This window comes from Streptomyces sp. WAC 01529, assembly GCF_003945545.1.
Taxonomy (GTDB): Bacteria; Actinomycetota; Actinomycetes; order Streptomycetales; family Streptomycetaceae; genus Streptomyces; species Streptomyces anatolicus.
The window spans coordinates 4823039-4838796 of the sequence record NZ_CP029617.1 but is presented as its reverse complement, the minus strand read 5'-3'; the positions used below and the strand labels follow the sequence as shown (position 1 = coordinate 4838796).

The 15758-nt window shown below is 67.3% G+C and carries 15 protein-coding genes and 3 tRNA genes; 2 read left to right on the top strand and 16 right to left on the bottom strand.

The window, feature by feature from the left end; genetic code table 11:
• Positions 1 to 27: 27 nt before the first annotated feature.
• From rpoB to DMA15_RS21830, 10 genes are all read right to left on the bottom strand, one after another.
• Complete coding sequence (gene rpoB, locus DMA15_RS21880; protein WP_125514464.1) at positions 28 to 3513, bottom strand: DNA-directed RNA polymerase subunit beta; 3486 nt, start codon at positions 3511 to 3513, stop codon at positions 28 to 30.
• Between the two features lie 577 nt (positions 3514 to 4090).
• Positions 4091 to 4474 (bottom strand): 50S ribosomal protein L7/L12, encoded by a 384-nt coding sequence (gene rplL / locus DMA15_RS21870; RefSeq protein WP_005313624.1) that lies wholly within the window; start codon positions 4472 to 4474, stop codon positions 4091 to 4093.
• Between the two features lie 108 nt (positions 4475 to 4582).
• Positions 4583 to 5113, bottom strand: a complete 531-nt coding sequence (gene rplJ / locus DMA15_RS21865; RefSeq protein ID WP_030782600.1) for a 50S ribosomal protein L10 — start codon at positions 5111 to 5113, stop codon at positions 4583 to 4585.
• A 283-nt stretch (positions 5114 to 5396) separates the two neighbouring features.
• On the bottom strand, positions 5397 to 6251 hold the full coding sequence (locus DMA15_RS21860; RefSeq protein ID WP_125514463.1) for an LppX_LprAFG lipoprotein: 855 nt from the start codon (positions 6249 to 6251) through the stop codon (positions 5397 to 5399).
• 123 nt (positions 6252 to 6374) lie between these two features.
• Positions 6375 to 7277, bottom strand: coding sequence for a hypothetical protein (locus DMA15_RS21855; RefSeq protein ID WP_125514462.1), 903 nt, complete (start codon positions 7275 to 7277; stop codon positions 6375 to 6377).
• A gap of 158 nt (positions 7278 to 7435) precedes the next feature.
• Positions 7436 to 8158 carry a 50S ribosomal protein L1 gene (gene rplA, locus DMA15_RS21850; protein WP_125514461.1) on the bottom strand — a complete coding sequence of 241 codons (723 nt, stop codon included), beginning with the start codon at positions 8156 to 8158 and terminating at the stop codon, positions 7436 to 7438.
• 90 nt (positions 8159 to 8248) lie between these two features.
• Positions 8249 to 8683, bottom strand: a complete 435-nt coding sequence (rplK, locus tag DMA15_RS21845) for a 50S ribosomal protein L11 (protein ID WP_030782612.1) — start codon at positions 8681 to 8683, stop codon at positions 8249 to 8251.
• Positions 8684 to 8875: 192 nt separating this feature from the next.
• Positions 8876 to 9823 (bottom strand): transcription termination/antitermination protein NusG, encoded by a 948-nt coding sequence (gene nusG / locus DMA15_RS21840; protein ID WP_125514460.1) that lies wholly within the window; start codon positions 9821 to 9823, stop codon positions 8876 to 8878.
• Positions 9824 to 9900: 77 nt separating this feature from the next.
• Positions 9901 to 10188, bottom strand: coding sequence for a preprotein translocase subunit SecE (gene secE, locus DMA15_RS21835; protein ID WP_055564537.1), 288 nt, complete (start codon positions 10186 to 10188; stop codon positions 9901 to 9903).
• Positions 10189 to 10295: 107 nt separating this feature from the next.
• A tRNA-Trp gene (locus DMA15_RS21830) sits at positions 10296 to 10368 on the bottom strand.
• A 181-nt stretch (positions 10369 to 10549) separates the two neighbouring features.
• Between DMA15_RS21830 and DMA15_RS21825 the strand changes: the two genes are divergently transcribed.
• Together DMA15_RS21825 and DMA15_RS21820 are read left to right on the top strand one after the other, a co-directional pair.
• Entirely contained in the window at positions 10550 to 11776 is a 1227-nt protein-coding gene (locus tag DMA15_RS21825; RefSeq protein WP_125514459.1) for a pyridoxal phosphate-dependent aminotransferase, read from the top strand.
• 142 nt (positions 11777 to 11918) lie between these two features.
• A complete protein-coding gene (locus DMA15_RS21820; RefSeq protein WP_125514458.1) occupies positions 11919 to 12941 on the top strand; it encodes an adenosine deaminase in 1023 nt (340 codons plus the stop codon).
• On the opposite strand, the gene DMA15_RS21815 is transcribed toward DMA15_RS21820, so the two are convergent.
• From DMA15_RS21815 to DMA15_RS21790, 6 genes are all read right to left on the bottom strand, one after another.
• Positions 12931 to 13986 carry a UDP-N-acetylmuramate dehydrogenase gene (locus DMA15_RS21815; protein WP_125514457.1) on the bottom strand — a complete coding sequence of 352 codons (1056 nt, stop codon included), beginning with the start codon at positions 13984 to 13986 and terminating at the stop codon, positions 12931 to 12933. The two genes, DMA15_RS21820 and DMA15_RS21815, sit on opposite strands and share 11 nt — an antisense overlap.
• 92 nt (positions 13987 to 14078) lie before the next feature.
• Entirely contained in the window at positions 14079 to 14507 is a 429-nt protein-coding gene (locus tag DMA15_RS21810; protein WP_125514456.1) for a MaoC family dehydratase, read from the bottom strand.
• A gap of 4 nt (positions 14508 to 14511) precedes the next feature.
• Complete coding sequence (locus DMA15_RS21805) at positions 14512 to 14976, bottom strand: MaoC family dehydratase N-terminal domain-containing protein (RefSeq protein WP_125514455.1); 465 nt, start codon at positions 14974 to 14976, stop codon at positions 14512 to 14514.
• A gap of 100 nt (positions 14977 to 15076) precedes the next feature.
• Positions 15077 to 15241, bottom strand: coding sequence for a 50S ribosomal protein L33 (gene rpmG / locus DMA15_RS21800; RefSeq protein ID WP_006604855.1), 165 nt, complete (start codon positions 15239 to 15241; stop codon positions 15077 to 15079).
• Positions 15242 to 15330: 89 nt separating this feature from the next.
• Positions 15331 to 15403 (bottom strand) — tRNA-Met (locus tag DMA15_RS21795).
• Positions 15404 to 15451: 48 nt separating this feature from the next.
• Positions 15452 to 15524, bottom strand: a tRNA-Thr gene (locus tag DMA15_RS21790).
• Positions 15525 to 15758: the final 234 nt, after the last annotated feature.

Sequence of the window (15758 nt, the reverse complement as noted above, 5' to 3'; positions counted from 1 at the left end):
CTCACGAGGAGGCCCCGACCAGACCCGTCAGACCTCTTCGACGCTGCTCGGCTCGCGCCGGGACAGGTCGATGCCGAGCTCCTCCGCCGCGCGGAAGACGTCCTCGTCGGTGTCGCGCATCTCGATGGACATGCCGTCCGAGGACAGCACCTCCACGTTGAGGCAGAGCGACTGCATTTCCTTGATGAGCACCTTGAAGGACTCAGGGATGCCGGGCTCGGGGATGTTCTCGCCCTTGACGATGGCCTCGTAGACCTTCACGCGGCCGGTCACGTCGTCGGACTTGATCGTCAGGAGCTCCTGGAGGGCGTACGCGGCGCCATAAGCCTCAAGCGCCCACACCTCCATCTCACCGAAGCGCTGACCACCGAACTGGGCCTTACCACCCAGCGGCTGCTGGGTGATCATCGAGTACGGACCGGTCGAACGCGCGTGCAGCTTGTCGTCGACCAGGTGGTGCAGCTTGAGGATGTACATGTACCCGACCGAGATCGGGTCCGGGAACGGCTCGCCGGAGCGGCCGTCGAACAGCTGCGCCTTGCCGGAGGGGAGCACCATGCGCTCGCCGTCGCGGTTCGGGATCGTGTGCTGGAGCAGACCGGCCAGCTCGTCCTCACGCGCACCGTCGAAGACGGGGGTGGCGACGTTCGTACCGGGGTCGACCTTGTCGGCGCCGATGGCCTGGAGGCGCTGCGCCCACTCGTCGCCGAGGCCGGAGACGTCCCAGCCGCGGCTGGCGAGCCAGCCGAGGTGGATCTCCAGGACCTGTCCCGGGTTCATTCGGGACGGCACACCCAGCGGGTTGAGGATGATGTCGACCGGAGTTCCGTCCTCGAGGAACGGCATGTCCTCGATCGGAAGGATCTTCGAGATAACACCCTTGTTGCCGTGGCGGCCGGCGAGCTTGTCACCGTCGGTGATCTTGCGCTTCTGCGCCACGTAGACACGGACCAGCTGGTTCACGCCCGGCGGCAGCTCGTCGCCCTCTTCGCGGTCGAAGACGCGGACGCCGATGACCTTGCCGATCTCACCGTGCGGCACCTTCAGCGAGGTGTCGCGCACCTCACGCGCCTTCTCACCGAAGATCGCGCGGAGCAGGCGCTCCTCGGGGGTCAGCTCGGTCTCACCCTTGGGCGTGACCTTGCCGACGAGGATGTCGCCGGCGACGACCTCGGCACCGATGCGGATGATGCCGCGCTCGTCGAGGTCGGCGAGGACCTCCTCGGAGACGTTCGGGATGTCCCGGGTGATCTCCTCCGGGCCGAGCTTGGTGTCACGGGCGTCGACCTCGTGCTCCTCGATGTGGATCGAGGAGAGGACGTCGTCCTGCACGAGGCGCTGCGACAGGATGATCGCGTCCTCGTAGTTGTGACCCTCCCAGGGCATGAACGCCACGAGCAGGTTCTTGCCGAGGGCCATCTCGCCCTCTTCGGTCGCGGGACCGTCGGCCAGGACCTGGCCCTCGATCACGCGGGCGCCCTCGTCGACGACAACCTTCTGGTTGACGGAGGTGCCCTGGTTCGACCGGGAGAACTTGGCGATGCGGTACGTGGTGTACGTGCCGTCGTCGTTGGTGACGGTGACGTAGTCCGCGGAGACCTCCTGGACCACACCCGCCTTCTCGGCCTTGATCACGTCACCGGCGTCGACCGCGCAGCGGTACTCCATGCCGGTGCCGACGAGGGGAGCCTCGGCGGTGATCAGCGGCACGGCCTGACGCATCATGTTCGCGCCCATGAGGGCACGGTTGGCGTCGTCGTGCTCCAGGAAGGGGATCATCGCGGTCGCGACGGACACCATCTGGCGCGGCGAGACGTCCATGTAGTCGACGTCCGTGCCGGGCACGTAGTCGATCTCTCCGCCACGGCGGCGGATCAGGACGCGGGCCTCGGCGAAGTGGAGGTCGTCCGTCAGCGGCGCGTTGGCCTGCGCGATGACGAAGCGGTCCTCCTCGTCGGCGGTCAGGTAGTCGACGTCGTCGGTGACCTGACCCTCGACGACCTTGCGGTACGGCGTCTCGACGAAGCCGAACGCGTTGACGCGGCCGTAGGAGGCGAGCGAACCGATCAGACCGATGTTCGGGCCTTCGGGCGTCTCAATGGGGCACATGCGGCCGTAGTGAGACGGGTGCACGTCACGGACCTCGAAGCCGGCCCGCTCACGGGAGAGACCACCCGGGCCAAGCGCCGACAGACGGCGCTTGTGGGTGAGACCCGACAGCGGGTTGTTCTGGTCCATGAACTGCGACAGCTGCGAGGTGCCGAAGAATTCCTTGATCGACGCCACGACCGGGCGGATGTTGATCAGGGTCTGCGGCGTGATCGCCTCGACGTCCTGGGTCGTCATGCGCTCGCGGACGACGCGCTCCATACGAGCCAGACCCGTGCGGACCTGGTTCTGGATGAGCTCGCCGACGTTGCGCAGACGGCGGTTGCCGAAGTGGTCGATGTCGTCGGTCTCGACGACGATCGACGTACCGCTGTCGCCAACGGTCTCGGTCTCACCGGCGTGCAGCTTCACCAGGTACTTGATCGAGGCGATGATGTCCTCGACCGTGAGGATGCCCGCGTCGAGCGGAGCGTCCGCACCCAGCTTCTTGTTGACCTTGTAGCGGCCGACCTTCGCGAGGTCGTAGCGCTTGGGGTTGAAGTAGAGGTTCTCGAGCAGCGTCTGAGCGGCCTCACGGGTCGGCGGCTCGCCCGGACGGAGCTTGCGGTAGATGTCGAGCAGCGCGTCGTCCTGGCCCTGGGTGTGGTCCTTCTCCAGGGTGGCGCGCATGGACTCGTACTCGCCGAACTCCTCGAGGATCTGCTCGGTCGTCCAACCGAGAGCCTTGAGCAGAACGGTGACCGACTGCTTGCGCTTGCGGTCGATGCGCACACCGACCATGTCGCGCTTGTCGATTTCCATCTCCAGCCAGGCACCCCGGGACGGGATGATCTTGGCGGAGAAGATGTCCTTGTCGGACGTCTTGTCGATCGAGGAATCGAAGTAGACACCCGGCGAACGGACGAGCTGCGACACGACGACACGCTCGGTGCCGTTGATGACGAAGGTGCCCTTGTTGGTCATGAGCGGGAAGTCGCCCATGAAGACCGTCTGGGACTTGATCTCGCCGGTCTCGTTGTTGGTGAACTCGGCGGTGACGAAGAGCGGGGCGGCGAACGTGAAGTCGCGCTCCTTGCACTCGTCGATCGAGTTCTTGGGAGGCTCGAAGCGGTGGTCGCGGAAGGTCAGGGACATCGACCCGGAGAAGTCCTCGATCGGGGAGATCTCCTCGAAGATCTCCTCCAGACCGGACTTGGTGGGGACGTCCTGTCCGCTTTCAAGAGCCGCCTCGACACGAGCCTTCCACGCGTCGTTGCCGAGCAGCCAGTCAAAGCTCTCGGTCTGCAGCGCAAGAAGGTTCGGAACCTCGAGGGGCTCCTTGATCTTTGCAAAGGAAATGCGCAGCGGGGCGGTGCTGGCGCCGTTGTTCGTATTCGCGGTCGAGGCAGTGCGCGAGGCGGCCAAGAGGGGGTCCTTCCGAGGGCTCGGACTCACTACGCGCGTACCGGTCCCAGGCGGGACACAGGGACAGAAAATCCCAGGTCAGGGAAGTTTCGGTCCACAGTGCTCAAGCATGGTCATGCCCCTGGTGACGGGCAGGAGGCAGCTAACAGGCAGCGCAAAGGGTCAGTGTAGCCAGTTGGCCCACTGATGTCCAGTGCGGGTTCTGGGAGACCCTCGTTTTTCTCAACCCCTGCTGCAAGCCACGCCCTCGATGCACATCGATACTGCCCTCTTCGCCACCGATCCATGCCTCGGATGCGGATCGTTGTGACGACGCGTCCTGAGAATTGCGCGCTGCGTGCGGTTCGTCAAGGCCCCCCTTGCCCCGACTTGGCCCTGAGAGCGTCACCGTCACGGGCCGCTCGGAGGCACAACGAAGATCACCATACTCGCCGGGACCGACATCGCAAGGCGCCCTCACACGCATGCCCGGGAACGCCGAAAGGCGACCACCCACATGGGTGATCGCCCTTGGCGTCCCGCGCGTTACAGCGTTTCCGCCGTACGTGCGGTGAAGAGAGTCAGACGACTCGTGAGGTCACTTGACCTCGACGGAGGCGCCGGCAGCCTTGAGGGACTCGGCAGCCTTCTCCGCGGCGTCCTTGGCGACCTTCTCGAGGACCGGCTTCGGGGTGCCGTCGACGAGGTCCTTGGCCTCCTTCAGGCCCAGCGAGGTCAGCTCACGCACGACCTTGATGACCTGGATCTTCTTCTCGCCGGCGCCGGTGAGGATGACGTCGAACTCGTCCTGCTCGGCCTCGGCCTCGGCCGGGGCGGCAGCGGCGCCACCAGCGGCAACGGCGACCGGGGCGGCGGCGGTGACGTCGAACTTCTCCTCGAAGGCCTTCACGAACTCGGAGAGCTCGATGAGGGTCATCTCTTCGAACTGCGCGAGCAGGTCGTCCTGGGACAGCTTCGCCATGATGGCGTCCTTCCACTAATTCGGCGGGTGCCGGGTGTATTTGGAGGCGGGCGTACGTTGGGCCCGCGGTGACCGTCGCCTCAGGCGGCGGTCAGTGTGCGAGCCGAATTACTCGGCACCGCCCTGCTCGGCCTTCTTGGCACGAAGCGCCTCCGCGGTGCGGACGAACTTCGAGGGAAGCGCCTGGAAGAGCGCGGCAGCCTGCGACTGCTTGCCCTTCATGGCGCCCGCCAGCTTGGCGAGCAGAACCTCGCGGGACTCGAGGTCCGCGAGCTTCTTGATCTCATCGGCGGACAGCGCCTTGCCGTCAAGGACACCGCCCTTGATGACGAGGTTGGGGTTCTCCTTGGCGAAGTCACGAAGACCCTTCGCCGACTCCACCGGGTCACCGGTGACGAAGGCGACCGCCGTCGGACCCGTGAACAGGTCGTCGAGCGTGTTGATCCCGGCCTCGTTGGCCGCGATCTTGGTCAGCGTGTTCTTCACCACGGCGTACTCGGAGTTCGCACCGAGGGAACGGCGCAGCTGCTTGAGCTGGGCCACGGTGAGACCCCGGTACTCGGTCAGCACGGCGGCGTTCGAGCTGCGGAACTTGTCCGTGAGCTCGGCTACCGCGGCAGCCTTGTCGGGCGTCGGCATGAGCGTCGGCCTCCTTCCGGGTGATGAGGACCGCTCAGAAGGGGCTGGGAAAAACGAGACGCCCCGGCGCAGGCGCACGGGGCGTGAGCTCAACCGAACAGAATCCCGTCCGGGAGCACATTCCACAGTCACCTACGCGGGTCGTCCGCAGTTTCAGCGGATCCTTCGGCCACTGCACCCTCAGGTGAGAACACAGCAACGACCAGCGGTCTTTGGCTTCTGGGGAAGACTACGTGAAGAGGTTCGGGTCAGGCAAATCGGGCCGGTCCCCGTTCAAACCTGGTCAGCCCTCGATGCCCTTCATCTCCTTGCCGATGTCCATGACCAGCTTCTCCGGCGGAGCCTGGACGTTCACCGGCTTGTTGTAGTCGACGAAGGTGATGGTCATGTCGAGGGGGCCCTTGTCGCCCTTGCCGCGGGCGCGGAACTGCTTGGTGTGGTCCTCGCCGTCGACCCACAGGTCCATCGTGAGCTTCTCGATGCCCATTTCCTCGTACTGCTTGATGCCCTTCTCGTCACGCTTGCGGGCGGCCGCGTCCTTGTCCTTGGCGAGTTCGCGGATCCGGTCCAGCGTGACCGTGCCGGCGTAGTGGGTGGTCTCGACGCCGCCGACCGACTCGCTGCCGATCTTCTTCAGGTCCTTGGAGTTGGTCAGGAGCGTGGACTGGTCGGCCGGGTTGTTGTCCGCCTGCCCGGCCGCCGAGGTGGCCGCGGGCTTGCCGCCGGCCTTGCCCATGGCCGCGGCGTCGAACTTGATCCAGCTCTTGCCGTCCATCTCCTTGGCGGCTTCCTTGCCGCCGCCGAGGTAGACCGCGCCGTCGACGTAGCGCAGCTCCATCTTCTCCGGGCCCTGGTCGGGCGCGGACATCTTCATGCTCATGGCGAGCGGCTTGGTGCTCATCGCCGCGTCGGCCCGGACCTTCCCGTCCCCCGGGACGGTGCCCTTCATCCGGAAGGTGAAGGAGGTCAGGTCCTCGGTCTTCTCCGCGGCCTTCTTCACGGCCGCCGCCGGCGCCATGTCCTCCCCCGCCTTGTCGGACTTCTCCGACCCGCAGCCGACCGCTCCACCGGCGAGCAGCATGGCCGCCAGCGCGGCACTCGCGGCTCTCTTGCGCCCCATACGTACGGAAATACTCATGACCCCACCCCTAGGAAAATCAGAACATTTGATCCATGTGCTGCGGTGGGCTGAGATTACCCGAAGGAAAGCGGCGCCTTCCTCCGGGTTATCCGGTGGTCAGGGGCGCAGAGCCGTGCGTCCTCAGGCGGCGGGCTGCTTGTTCATGACGTCCTTGAAGCTCACCGTGTCCGAGGCCGGCGGCTTCTGGACGGAGAGCGGGGTGCCGTAGTCGCTGTAGTACGCCGTCTGGGAGAAGGCGCCGTTCTTGGTGTCGGCCTTCTCGACCTTCTTGACCAGCAGATCGTCGTCGTTGACCCAGATGTCGATCGTCTGCGTCTCCATGCCGGCCTGCTCGAACTGCTTCTTCAGCTCGGTCAGCTGGTCCTTGTCGAGGTTCGTGCTCTTGGCGGTGAAGTCCGCGATGCCGACCTCGCCCGAGTAGTGGGTGGCCTTCGTCCCGCGGACCTCCTCCTCGCCGACGCGCTTCACGTCGCCGGAGGCCAGCAGCATCTTCACCGACTGGTTGGGCGTGGTGTTCTGCATCTGGTCCTGGAACGCCTGGCCCGCGGCCCCGCTCATCTCGGCCAGCGTGTCGTAGTCGTACTCCAGCCAGTGCTTGCCCCCGCCCGCCTGGGCCGCGAACTTGTCGCCCATGTTCGCGTAGAAGCCGTTCTTCAGATAGCGGTAGTCGATCTTCGACTGGCCCATCTGCTGCATCTGCTGGGCCTGGGCGCCACCGGTGAAGGTCACCGTGACCTCGCCCGTGATGCCGTCGGACCAGCCCATGACGCCCTTCATCTCCATGGACGCCTGCGAGCCCATGGTGGTCGTGCCGTCGATCCGGGCGGTGTCCGCGCTGTCGGTCGACTTCTCGACCGTGCGCAGGGCGGCTATCGGACTGGCGTTTATCCCGCCCTTGTCCTTCGCCCCGCCCCCGGCCTTGTCGGAGGAACCGCCCGAGTCCCCCGAACCGCAGGCCGCCAGGCCCGTCAGCGCGGCCGCCACCGCGATCGAAAGGCCCGTACGCCGCATGGTCGTGTTCATCTCGTCCCACCCCTTGGCTTTGTGACGCCCGCGCGCACCGGCGCGGGCCTGTGACAGACGTATCCGAAAGGCTTGTACACAAACAGGACGGGCCCCGCACCTCGAAAGGTTGCGGGGCCCGTCCACAGAACGCGTGCGCGACGCGGCTGCCGTCAGTTTCAGACGGCGGCCGGGTCCTCCTCGACGAGGAGGTTGCGGGTGCGGTTCGAGTCCAGCGGGATGCCGGGGCCCATCGTGGTGGTGATGGCGGCCTTCTTGATGTAGCGGCCCTTGGCGGCCGACGGCTTCAGACGGAGGATCTCCTCCAGGGCCGCGGCGTAGTTCTCCACCAGCTTGGTGTCGTCGAAGGACACCTTGCCGATGATGAAGTGCAGGTTCGAGTGCTTGTCGACGCGGAACTCGATCTTGCCGCCCTTGATGTCGTTGACAGCCTTGACGACATCGGGGGTCACGGTGCCGGTCTTCGGGTTCGGCATCAGACCACGCGGACCGAGCACGCGGCCGAGGCGGCCGACCTTGCCCATGAGGTCCGGGGTGGCGACGACGGCGTCGAAGTCCAGGCGGCCCTTCGCGACCTCGTCGATCAGCTCGTCGGAGCCGACGATGTCGGCGCCAGCGGCTTCCGCGGCCGCAGCACGGTCACCGGTCGCGAAGACCAGGACCCGGGCGGTCTTGCCGGTGCCGTGCGGGAGGTTCACGGTGCCACGGACCATCTGGTCGGCCTTGCGCGGGTCGACGCCCAGACGCATGGCGACCTCGACGGTGCCGTCGAACTTGGTCGCGGAGGTCTCCTTGGCGAGACGGACGGCCTCGAGCGGGGCGTACAGCTTCTCCCGGTCGATCTTGGCGTCCGCAGCGCGGAGAGTCTTGCTGCGCTTCACTTCTGCTCCTGGTGTGTTCAGGTATGGAGTCGTGGTGCGGGCCAGCGCTTGGCCCTACCACTGGAGAAAGGTCAGACGGGGGGAGGAGTCTCAGCCCTCGACCGTGATGCCCATGGAACGGGCGGTGCCGGCGATGATCTTCGACGCGGCGTCCAGGTCGTTGGCGTTGAGGTCTTCCATCTTGGTCTGCGCGATCTCACGGATCTGCGCCTCGGTGACCTTGGCGACCTTGGTCTTGTGGGGCTCGCCGGAGCCCTTCTCGACACCAGCGGCCTTGAGGATCATCTTGGCGGCCGGCGGCGTCTTGGTGATGAAGGTGAAGGAACGGTCTTCGTAGACCGTGATCTCCACCGGGATCACCCAGCCACGCTGCGACTCGGTCGCGGCGTTGTAGGCCTTGCAGAACTCCATGATGTTGACGCCGTGCTGGCCCAGGGCGGGGCCGACCGGCGGGGCCGGGTTGGCGGCACCAGCCTGGATCTGGAGCTTGATCAGCCCCGTGACCTTCTTCTTCTTGGGAGGCATTGCTCTCTCCGGGTCCTAGTGAGAGTTTTCAGCCGACCGTCCGGTCATCCGGATGGAGGCATACCGCACAACGATAACGGGTATAGTCGCGCGGCTAAAAACCGAGCAGGTCAGACCGGCTTTGACAGCCCGTCTGACCTGTTCGGAGGCGTGTGTTCCAGAGGAAGCCGAGGCAGCCGCGAGGGCCGCCGGCTAGTTCTTCTGGATCTGGTCGAAGCTCAGCTCGACCGGGGTCTCGCGGCCGAAGATCTCGACGAGGCCCTTGACCTTCTTCGAGTCGGCGTTGATCTCGTTGATCGTCGCCTGCAGCGTCGCGAACGGGCCGTCGGTGACGGTGACCGAGTCGCCGACCTCGAAGTCCAGGACCTGGACCTCGACCTTGCGGGCGGGAGCCGGCTTGCCCTCGGCCTCGGCGGCCTCGCGGGCGGCCTTCTCCTCGGCCTCGGGGGCGAGCATCTTGACGATCTCGTCCAGGGTCAGCGGGTACGGGTCGTAGGCGTTGCCCACGAAGCCGGTGACGCCGGGGGTGTTGCGGACGACGCCCCAGGACTCGTTCGTCAGGTCCATGCGCACCAGCACGTAGCCGGGGAGCTTGTTCTGGCGGATCGTCTTGCGCTCGCCGTTCTTGATCTGGGCGACCTCTTCCTGCGGCACCTCGGCCTGGAAGATGAAGTCCTCGACGTTGAGCGAGACGGCGCGCTGCTCGAGGTTGGTCTTCACGCGGTTCTCGTAACCGGCGTAGGTGTGGATGACGTACCACTCGCCGGGGAGGGTGCGCAGCTCCTCGCGCAGGGCGGCGATCGGGTCGACCGGCGCGGCCTCCTCCTCGACGCTCTCCTCGTCGGCGGCACCGTCTTCGTCGGCGGCCTCGGCGTCGGTGGGCTCTACGGCCTCGGCGTCGATGTCATCGCCGACGACATCGTCAGCGGTCTCGTCGTCCGCGGTCTCGGCGACAGCCTCGGCGTCGTCCTCCAGGTGGACGGCCGCCTCCTCGGCGGGCTCGCCCGCGGCGGCATCGGCGGCCTCGGCCTGATCCGGCTCCACGGCGTCCGCCGCCTCGACGATGTCGAGCTGGTCCTCCACGGACTCCGCGTCCTCTCCGCGAGGCTCAACGGCGTCGTTCAGATTCGGGTCAGACACGGTGGCTGCTTCTTCCTGGATACAGAGGGGTGGAACGCGCGAAAGGGGCGCCAGGAACGGCGCCCTTCGCTCTCGGCTCAGCCGAAGATGTACTTGACAGCGTGGCTGAAGCCATAGTCAATCACGGTCACAAGACCGATCATGATGACGACGAAGACAATCACCACTGTGGTGTAGGTCGTGAGCTGGCTGCGAGTCGGCCAGACGACCTTGCGGAGCTCCGCGACGATCTGGCGGTAGAAGAGCGCGAGACGGCCGAAGGGGCCCTTCTTGCCGCGCTTGCCGCCCTTGCGGGCCTTCTTCTTGGACTCCGGCGCCTCGTCCTGGGCATCAGGCATGTCGATGGAGCCCACGGCGTCCGTCACTCGTCCTCACCTGATTCCGGGTCGTGGCCGTGCCGCGCCCGGTTGAGCCGCACGGCGGTGCAATGCAGTACGTACATGCGCACACATCCTGGCGAAGGAGTGTGTAGCAGGGCCGGAGGGACTTGAACCCCCAACCGCTGGTTTTGGAGACCAGTGCTCTACCAATTGAGCTACGACCCTTTGATTTCCCCCAACCTACCGCATCCGCCCATGTGCACGGAGTGCGTCGAGAGGGTGCGGCCGGTGAGGGCCAACGAGCAGTGAGTGTACGTGGTCTACGGCGCTCCGTCGAACAAGATGGGTTCCGATGGTCTTGGAAACCCGCGCACCGGGGGCGTTTCAGGTCTGGAACGATGGGGTCATGAGCGCTGCAACTTCTCCGACCGAGCGCCGGGTGTCCGCGCGCATCGGCGCGATCTCCGAGTCCGCGACCCTCGCCGTCGACGCCAAGGCCAAGGCCCTCAAGGCCGCCGGGCGCCCGGTGATCGGCTTCGGCGCGGGTGAGCCCGACTTCCCCACTCCGGACTACATCGTCGAGGCGGCCGTCGAGGCCTGCAAGAACCCGAAGTTCCACCGCTACACGCCGGCCGGCGGCCTCCCCGAGCTGAAGGCGGCCATCGCCACGAAGACACTGCGCGACTCCGGGTACGAGGTGGACGCCTCGCAGATCCTGGTGACGAACGGCGGAAAGCAGGCCATCTACGAAGCGTTCGCCGCGATCCTCGACCCGGGCGACGAGGTCATCGTCCCGGCCCCCTACTGGACGACGTATCCGGAGTCGATCCGTCTCGCCGGCGGTGTCCCGGTCCCCGTCGTCGCCGACGAGACCACCGGATACCGCGTCTCCGTCGAGCAGCTGGAGGCCGCCCGTACGGAGCGCACGAAGGTGGTGCTCTTCGTCTCGCCGTCGAACCCCACGGGCGCCGTCTACAGCGAGGCCGACGCCGAGGCGATCGGCCGCTGGGCCGTCGAGCACGGCCTGTGGGTGATGACCGACGAGATCTACGAACACCTCGTCTACGGAGACGCGAAGTTCACCTCGCTCCCCGCGATCCTCCCCGAGCTGCGCGACAAGTGCATCGTGGTCAACGGCGTCGCGAAGACATACGCGATGACCGGCTGGCGGGTCGGCTGGATCATCGGCCCGAGGGACGTGGTGAAGGCCGCGACGAACCTCCAGTCGCACGCCACGTCCAACGTCTCCAACGTCGCGCAGGCCGCCGCGCTCGCGGCCGTCTCCGGCGACCTGGTGGCCGTGGAGAAGATGCGGGAGGCCTTCGACCGGCGCCGCAAGACCATCGTGCGGATGCTCAACGACATCCAGGGCGTCATCTGCCCCGAGCCCGAGGGCGCCTTCTACGCCTACCCCTCGGTGAAGGGCCTGATCGGCAAGGAGATCCGGGGCAAGCGCCCGCAGGACTCGGTCGAGCTGGCCGCGCTGATCCTGGAGGAGGCCGAGGTCGCGGTCGTCCCGGGCGAGGCCTTCGGGACGCCGGGCTATCTGCGTCTCTCCTATGCGCTCGGTGACGAGGACCTCGTCGAGGGCGTCTCGCGGATCCAGAAGCTCCTGTCGGAGGCCCGCGACTGAGGTTCCGGCGCGAAACAGCGCTCCACGCGCGCGTGCGGGCCGTCTCTCCTGTGGAAGAGGCGGCCCGTTTCTTCGTTCGGGGGCGGACTCGAAGGGGGAAAGCCGCTACCGGGACCCCCGGTGCGTACGGCAAGATCCTCGAATGGAGCGTGTACGAGACGTAAGAGAGCTGCCGAAGGCCCATCTGCACCTGCACTTCACCGGGTCGATGCGGCCGGCCACCCTGCTCGAACTCGCCGACAAGTACGGGGTACGGCTCCCGGAGGCGCTGACCGGCGCCGAACCGCCGAAGCTGCGCGCCACCGATGAACGCGGCTGGTTCCGCTTCCAGCGGCTCTATGACGCCGCGCGCTCCTGTCTGCGTGAGCCCGAGGACATCCAGCGGCTGGTGCGGGAGGCCGCGGAGGAGGATCTGCGCGACGGCTCGGGGTGGCTGGAGATCCAGGTCGACCCGACCTCGTACGCGCCGCGGCTCGGCGGGCTGATCCCGGCCCTCGAGGTCATCCTGGACGCGGTCGACAGCGCCTCGCGGGAGACCGGCCTCGGGATCCGGGTCCTCGTCGCCGCGAACCGCATGAAGCACCCGCTGGACGCGCGCACGCTGGCCCGTCTCGCGGTGCGCTACGCGGACCGGGGCATCGTCGGCTTCGGGCTCTCCAACGACGAGCGGCGCGGCATGGCGCGGGACTTCGACCGGGCGTTCGCCATCGCGCGCGAGGGGGGACTCCTCGCGGCGCCGCACGGCGGCGAGCTGACCGGGCCCGCCTCGGTCCGGGACTGCCTGGACGACCTGGACGCGGCGCGCATCGGGCACGGGGTGCGGGCCGCCGAGGACCCGCGGCTCCTGAAGCGGCTCGCGGACCGGGGCATCACGTGCGAGGTGTGCCCGGCGTCCAACGTCGCCCTCGGGGTCTACGAGAAGCCGCAGGACGTGCCGTTGCGCACCCTCTTCGACGCCGGGGTGCCGATGGCGCTCGGCGCCGATGACCCGCTGCTCTTCGGGTCGCGGCTGGCCGCCCAGTACGAGATCGCACGCGAGCACCACGGCTTCGACGACGCCGAGCTGGCCGAGCTGGCGCGGCAGTCGATCCGCGGCTCGGCCGCCCCCGTCGACGTACGGGAGAAGCTGCTCTCCGGGGTCGACGCGTGGCTCTCTACAGGCTGACGCCGACCGTCACCGGCTCGTTGACCAGCGTGACCCCGAAGGCGTCCCGTACCCCGGCGACGACTTCGCGGGCGAGGGCCAGCAGGTCCTCGGTGGTCGCGCCGCCGCGGTTGGTGAGGGCCAGGGTGTGCTTGGTGGAGATGCGGGCCCGGCCCTCTCCGTAGCCCTTGGTGAAGCCCGCCTTGTCGATGAGCCAGGCGGCGGAGGTCTTGACGCGGCCGTCGCCCGTCGGGAAGGCGGGCGGGGAGACGTCCGGGCCGAGGCGGTCCGCCACGCGCGCGTGGAAGGCCGCGAACTCCTCGTCGGTGAGGATCGGGTTGGTGAAGAAGGACCCGGCCGACCAGCTGTCGTGGTCCTCGGGGTCGAGCACCATGCCCTTGCCCGCGCGGAGCTTCAGGACGGTCTCCCGGGCGACCGCGGCCGGCACCCGCTCCCCCGCCTCGACGCCGAGCGTGCGGGCCGTCTCGGGGTACTTGATGGGGGCGCTCATGCCCTGCGCGTCCTCGAGCCGGAAGCGGACCCGCAGGACCACGAAGCGGTCGGGGTCGGCCTTGAAGCGGCTGTGGCGGTACGAGAAGGCGCACTCGGCGTTCGGAATGACGACCGTCTCGCGCGTCCTGCGGTCATAGGCGATCACCTCGGTGATCGTCGACGAGACTTCCTGGCCGTACGCCCCCACGTTCTGGATCGGCGTCGCGCCCGCGGAGCCGGGGATCCCGGCGAGGCACTCGATGCCCGCGAGGCCCGCCTCGACGGTGCGGGCGACCGCGTCCGTCCAGACCTCACCGGCGGCGAGCTCCAGCGCCGTGCCGTCGAGCGCGAAGCCCTTGGTGGCGATGCGCAGGGCGGTTCCGTCGAAGCCCTTGTCGCCGATGACCAGATTCGAGCCGCCGCCGATGAGCAGCAGCGGGGTCCCGACGTCGTCGGCCTCGCGGACGGCGGCGATCACCTCGGCGTCGGTCGTCGCGGTGATCAGACGGGTCGCGGGGCCACCGAGGCGGAAGGTGGTCAGCGGGGCGAGGGGGGCGTCATGGAGTTCCTGCACGTGCCCAAGAGTACGAGAACGGCCCCGCCGGTCCTGGCGGGGCCGTTTCCGCGGGGCCGATTCCGCGGGCGCGAGGCCCGGGCCGGTGGCCGTCAGGCCAGCCGCACGACCGCCCGTGACATGCCGAGGACCTTCTGGTCGCCGCTCTTGGCGAGGAGGTCGACCCGGACCTGCCGGTCGTCCAGCTTGGCCGCGACCTTGGCGCTGACGTCGATGGTGGCGCCCTTGTCGTCGTTGGGGACGACGACGGGCTTGGTGAAGCGCACGCCGTACTCGACGACCGCTCCCGGGTCGCCCGCCCAGTCGGTCACCACGCGGATCGCCTCGGCCATGGTGAACATGCCGTGCGCGATGACGTCGGGAAGACCGACCTCGAGCGCGAACTTCTCGTTCCAGTGGATCGGGTTGAAGTCCCCGGAGGCGCCCGCGTACTGGACGAGAGTGGCGCGCGTCACGGGGAAGGTCTGCGCCGGCAGCTCGGTGCCGACCTCGACATCGTCGTAGGAAATCTTCGCCGTCATCGCCTCAGGCCTCCTCTGCCGCGGGCTCCGCCGCACGCGCGACGAGCTTCGTCCAGGCGGTCACGACGTGCTCTCCGGCCGCGTCGTGGACGTCGCCGCGGACGTCCAGGATGTCGTTGCCCGCGAGCGACTTGACGGCCTCGATGGTCGAGGTGACCGTGAGCCGGTCACCCGCGTGCACGGGGCGGGTGTAGGCGAACTTCTGGTCGCCGTGGACGACGCGGCTGTAGTCGAGCCCCAGCTGCGGGTCCTGTATTACCTGCCCGGCGGCCTTGAAAGTGATCGCGAACACAAAAGTCGGCGGGGCGATCACATCGGGATGACCGAGTGCCTTGGCGGCTTCCGAGTCGGTGTACGCGGGATTGGCGTCGCCCACCGCCTCGGCGAACTCGCGGATCTTTTCCCGGCCGACCTCATAAGGATCGGTGGGCGGATAGGACCGCCCCACGAAGGACTGGTCGAGCGCCATGGACTCGGTACCTCCTGTGGTTGGTTTTCTGTGGAACCGTGCAAAACGACGCGAGGCCGCCCCCGACGAACGGGGACGGCCTCGTGTACGAGCCTGTGTGTCAGCGCGTTTCGCGGTGAGCAGTGTGCGAGTTGCAGCGCGGGCAGTGCTTCTTCATCTCAAGACGGTCCGGGTCGTTACGCCGGTTCTTCTTGGTGATGTAGTTCCGCTCCTTGCACTCCACGCAGGCCAGCGTGATCTTCGGGCGGACGTCGGTGGCAGCCACGTGAGTGCTCCTTGGACGGACGGATGGACGGATGAACGCATAAAAGAGTAGCCGATCGAAGGACCGACCCCACAATCGGCTACCAGGAGTAGCGGTGACCGGACTTGAACCGGTGACACAGCGATTATGAGCCGCTTGCTCTACCGACTGAGCTACACCGCTGCGATGCCGGATCTCCCCGCCACGAAGGCGAGGATCACTCGACATCAGAGCCCCAATGCGGAATCGAACCGCAGACCTTCTCCTTACCATGGAGACGCTCTACCGACTGAGCTATTGGGGCGAGCGATGAAGACATTACACGGTTGGTCGCCGATCGCCCAAATCCGTTTCGCCAGGGCCGTCCGGGGGGATCGGCGGGGCCGTCCCAGGCCTCTCCGGATGCCTCATCCACGCCCTGGCACCACACCCGTACGACCGTGGCACCACACCGGTACGACTATTGCGCTCCTCCGCGAAGCGGACCTTTCGCCGCCCTAGGCTCGGCACACGCTGCGTGATCTTGATGCCCCGAACG

Excerpts from the sequence above, each read along its gene's own strand:
- rplL (WP_005313624.1), bottom strand. The coding sequence starts at position 4,474 with ATGGCGAAGCTGTCCCAGGACGACCTGCTCGCGCAGTTCGAAGAGATG.
- rplJ (WP_030782600.1), bottom strand. The coding sequence starts at position 5,113 with ATGCCGACGCCCGACAAGGCTGCCGCGGTAGCCGAGCTCACGGACAAG.
- DMA15_RS21860 (WP_125514463.1), bottom strand. The coding sequence starts at position 6,251 with ATGAGTATTTCCGTACGTATGGGGCGCAAGAGAGCCGCGAGTGCCGCG.
- DMA15_RS21855 (WP_125514462.1), bottom strand. The coding sequence starts at position 7,277 with ATGAACACGACCATGCGGCGTACGGGCCTTTCGATCGCGGTGGCGGCC.
- rplK (WP_030782612.1), bottom strand. The coding sequence starts at position 8,683 with ATGCCTCCCAAGAAGAAGAAGGTCACGGGGCTGATCAAGCTCCAGATC.
- DMA15_RS21825 (WP_125514459.1), top strand. The coding sequence starts at position 10,550 with ATGAGCGCTGCAACTTCTCCGACCGAGCGCCGGGTGTCCGCGCGCATC.
- DMA15_RS21820 (WP_125514458.1), top strand. The coding sequence starts at position 11,919 with ATGGAGCGTGTACGAGACGTAAGAGAGCTGCCGAAGGCCCATCTGCAC.
- DMA15_RS21810 (WP_125514456.1), bottom strand. The coding sequence starts at position 14,507 with ATGACGGCGAAGATTTCCTACGACGATGTCGAGGTCGGCACCGAGCTG.
- DMA15_RS21805 (WP_125514455.1), bottom strand. The coding sequence starts at position 14,976 with ATGGCGCTCGACCAGTCCTTCGTGGGGCGGTCCTATCCGCCCACCGAT.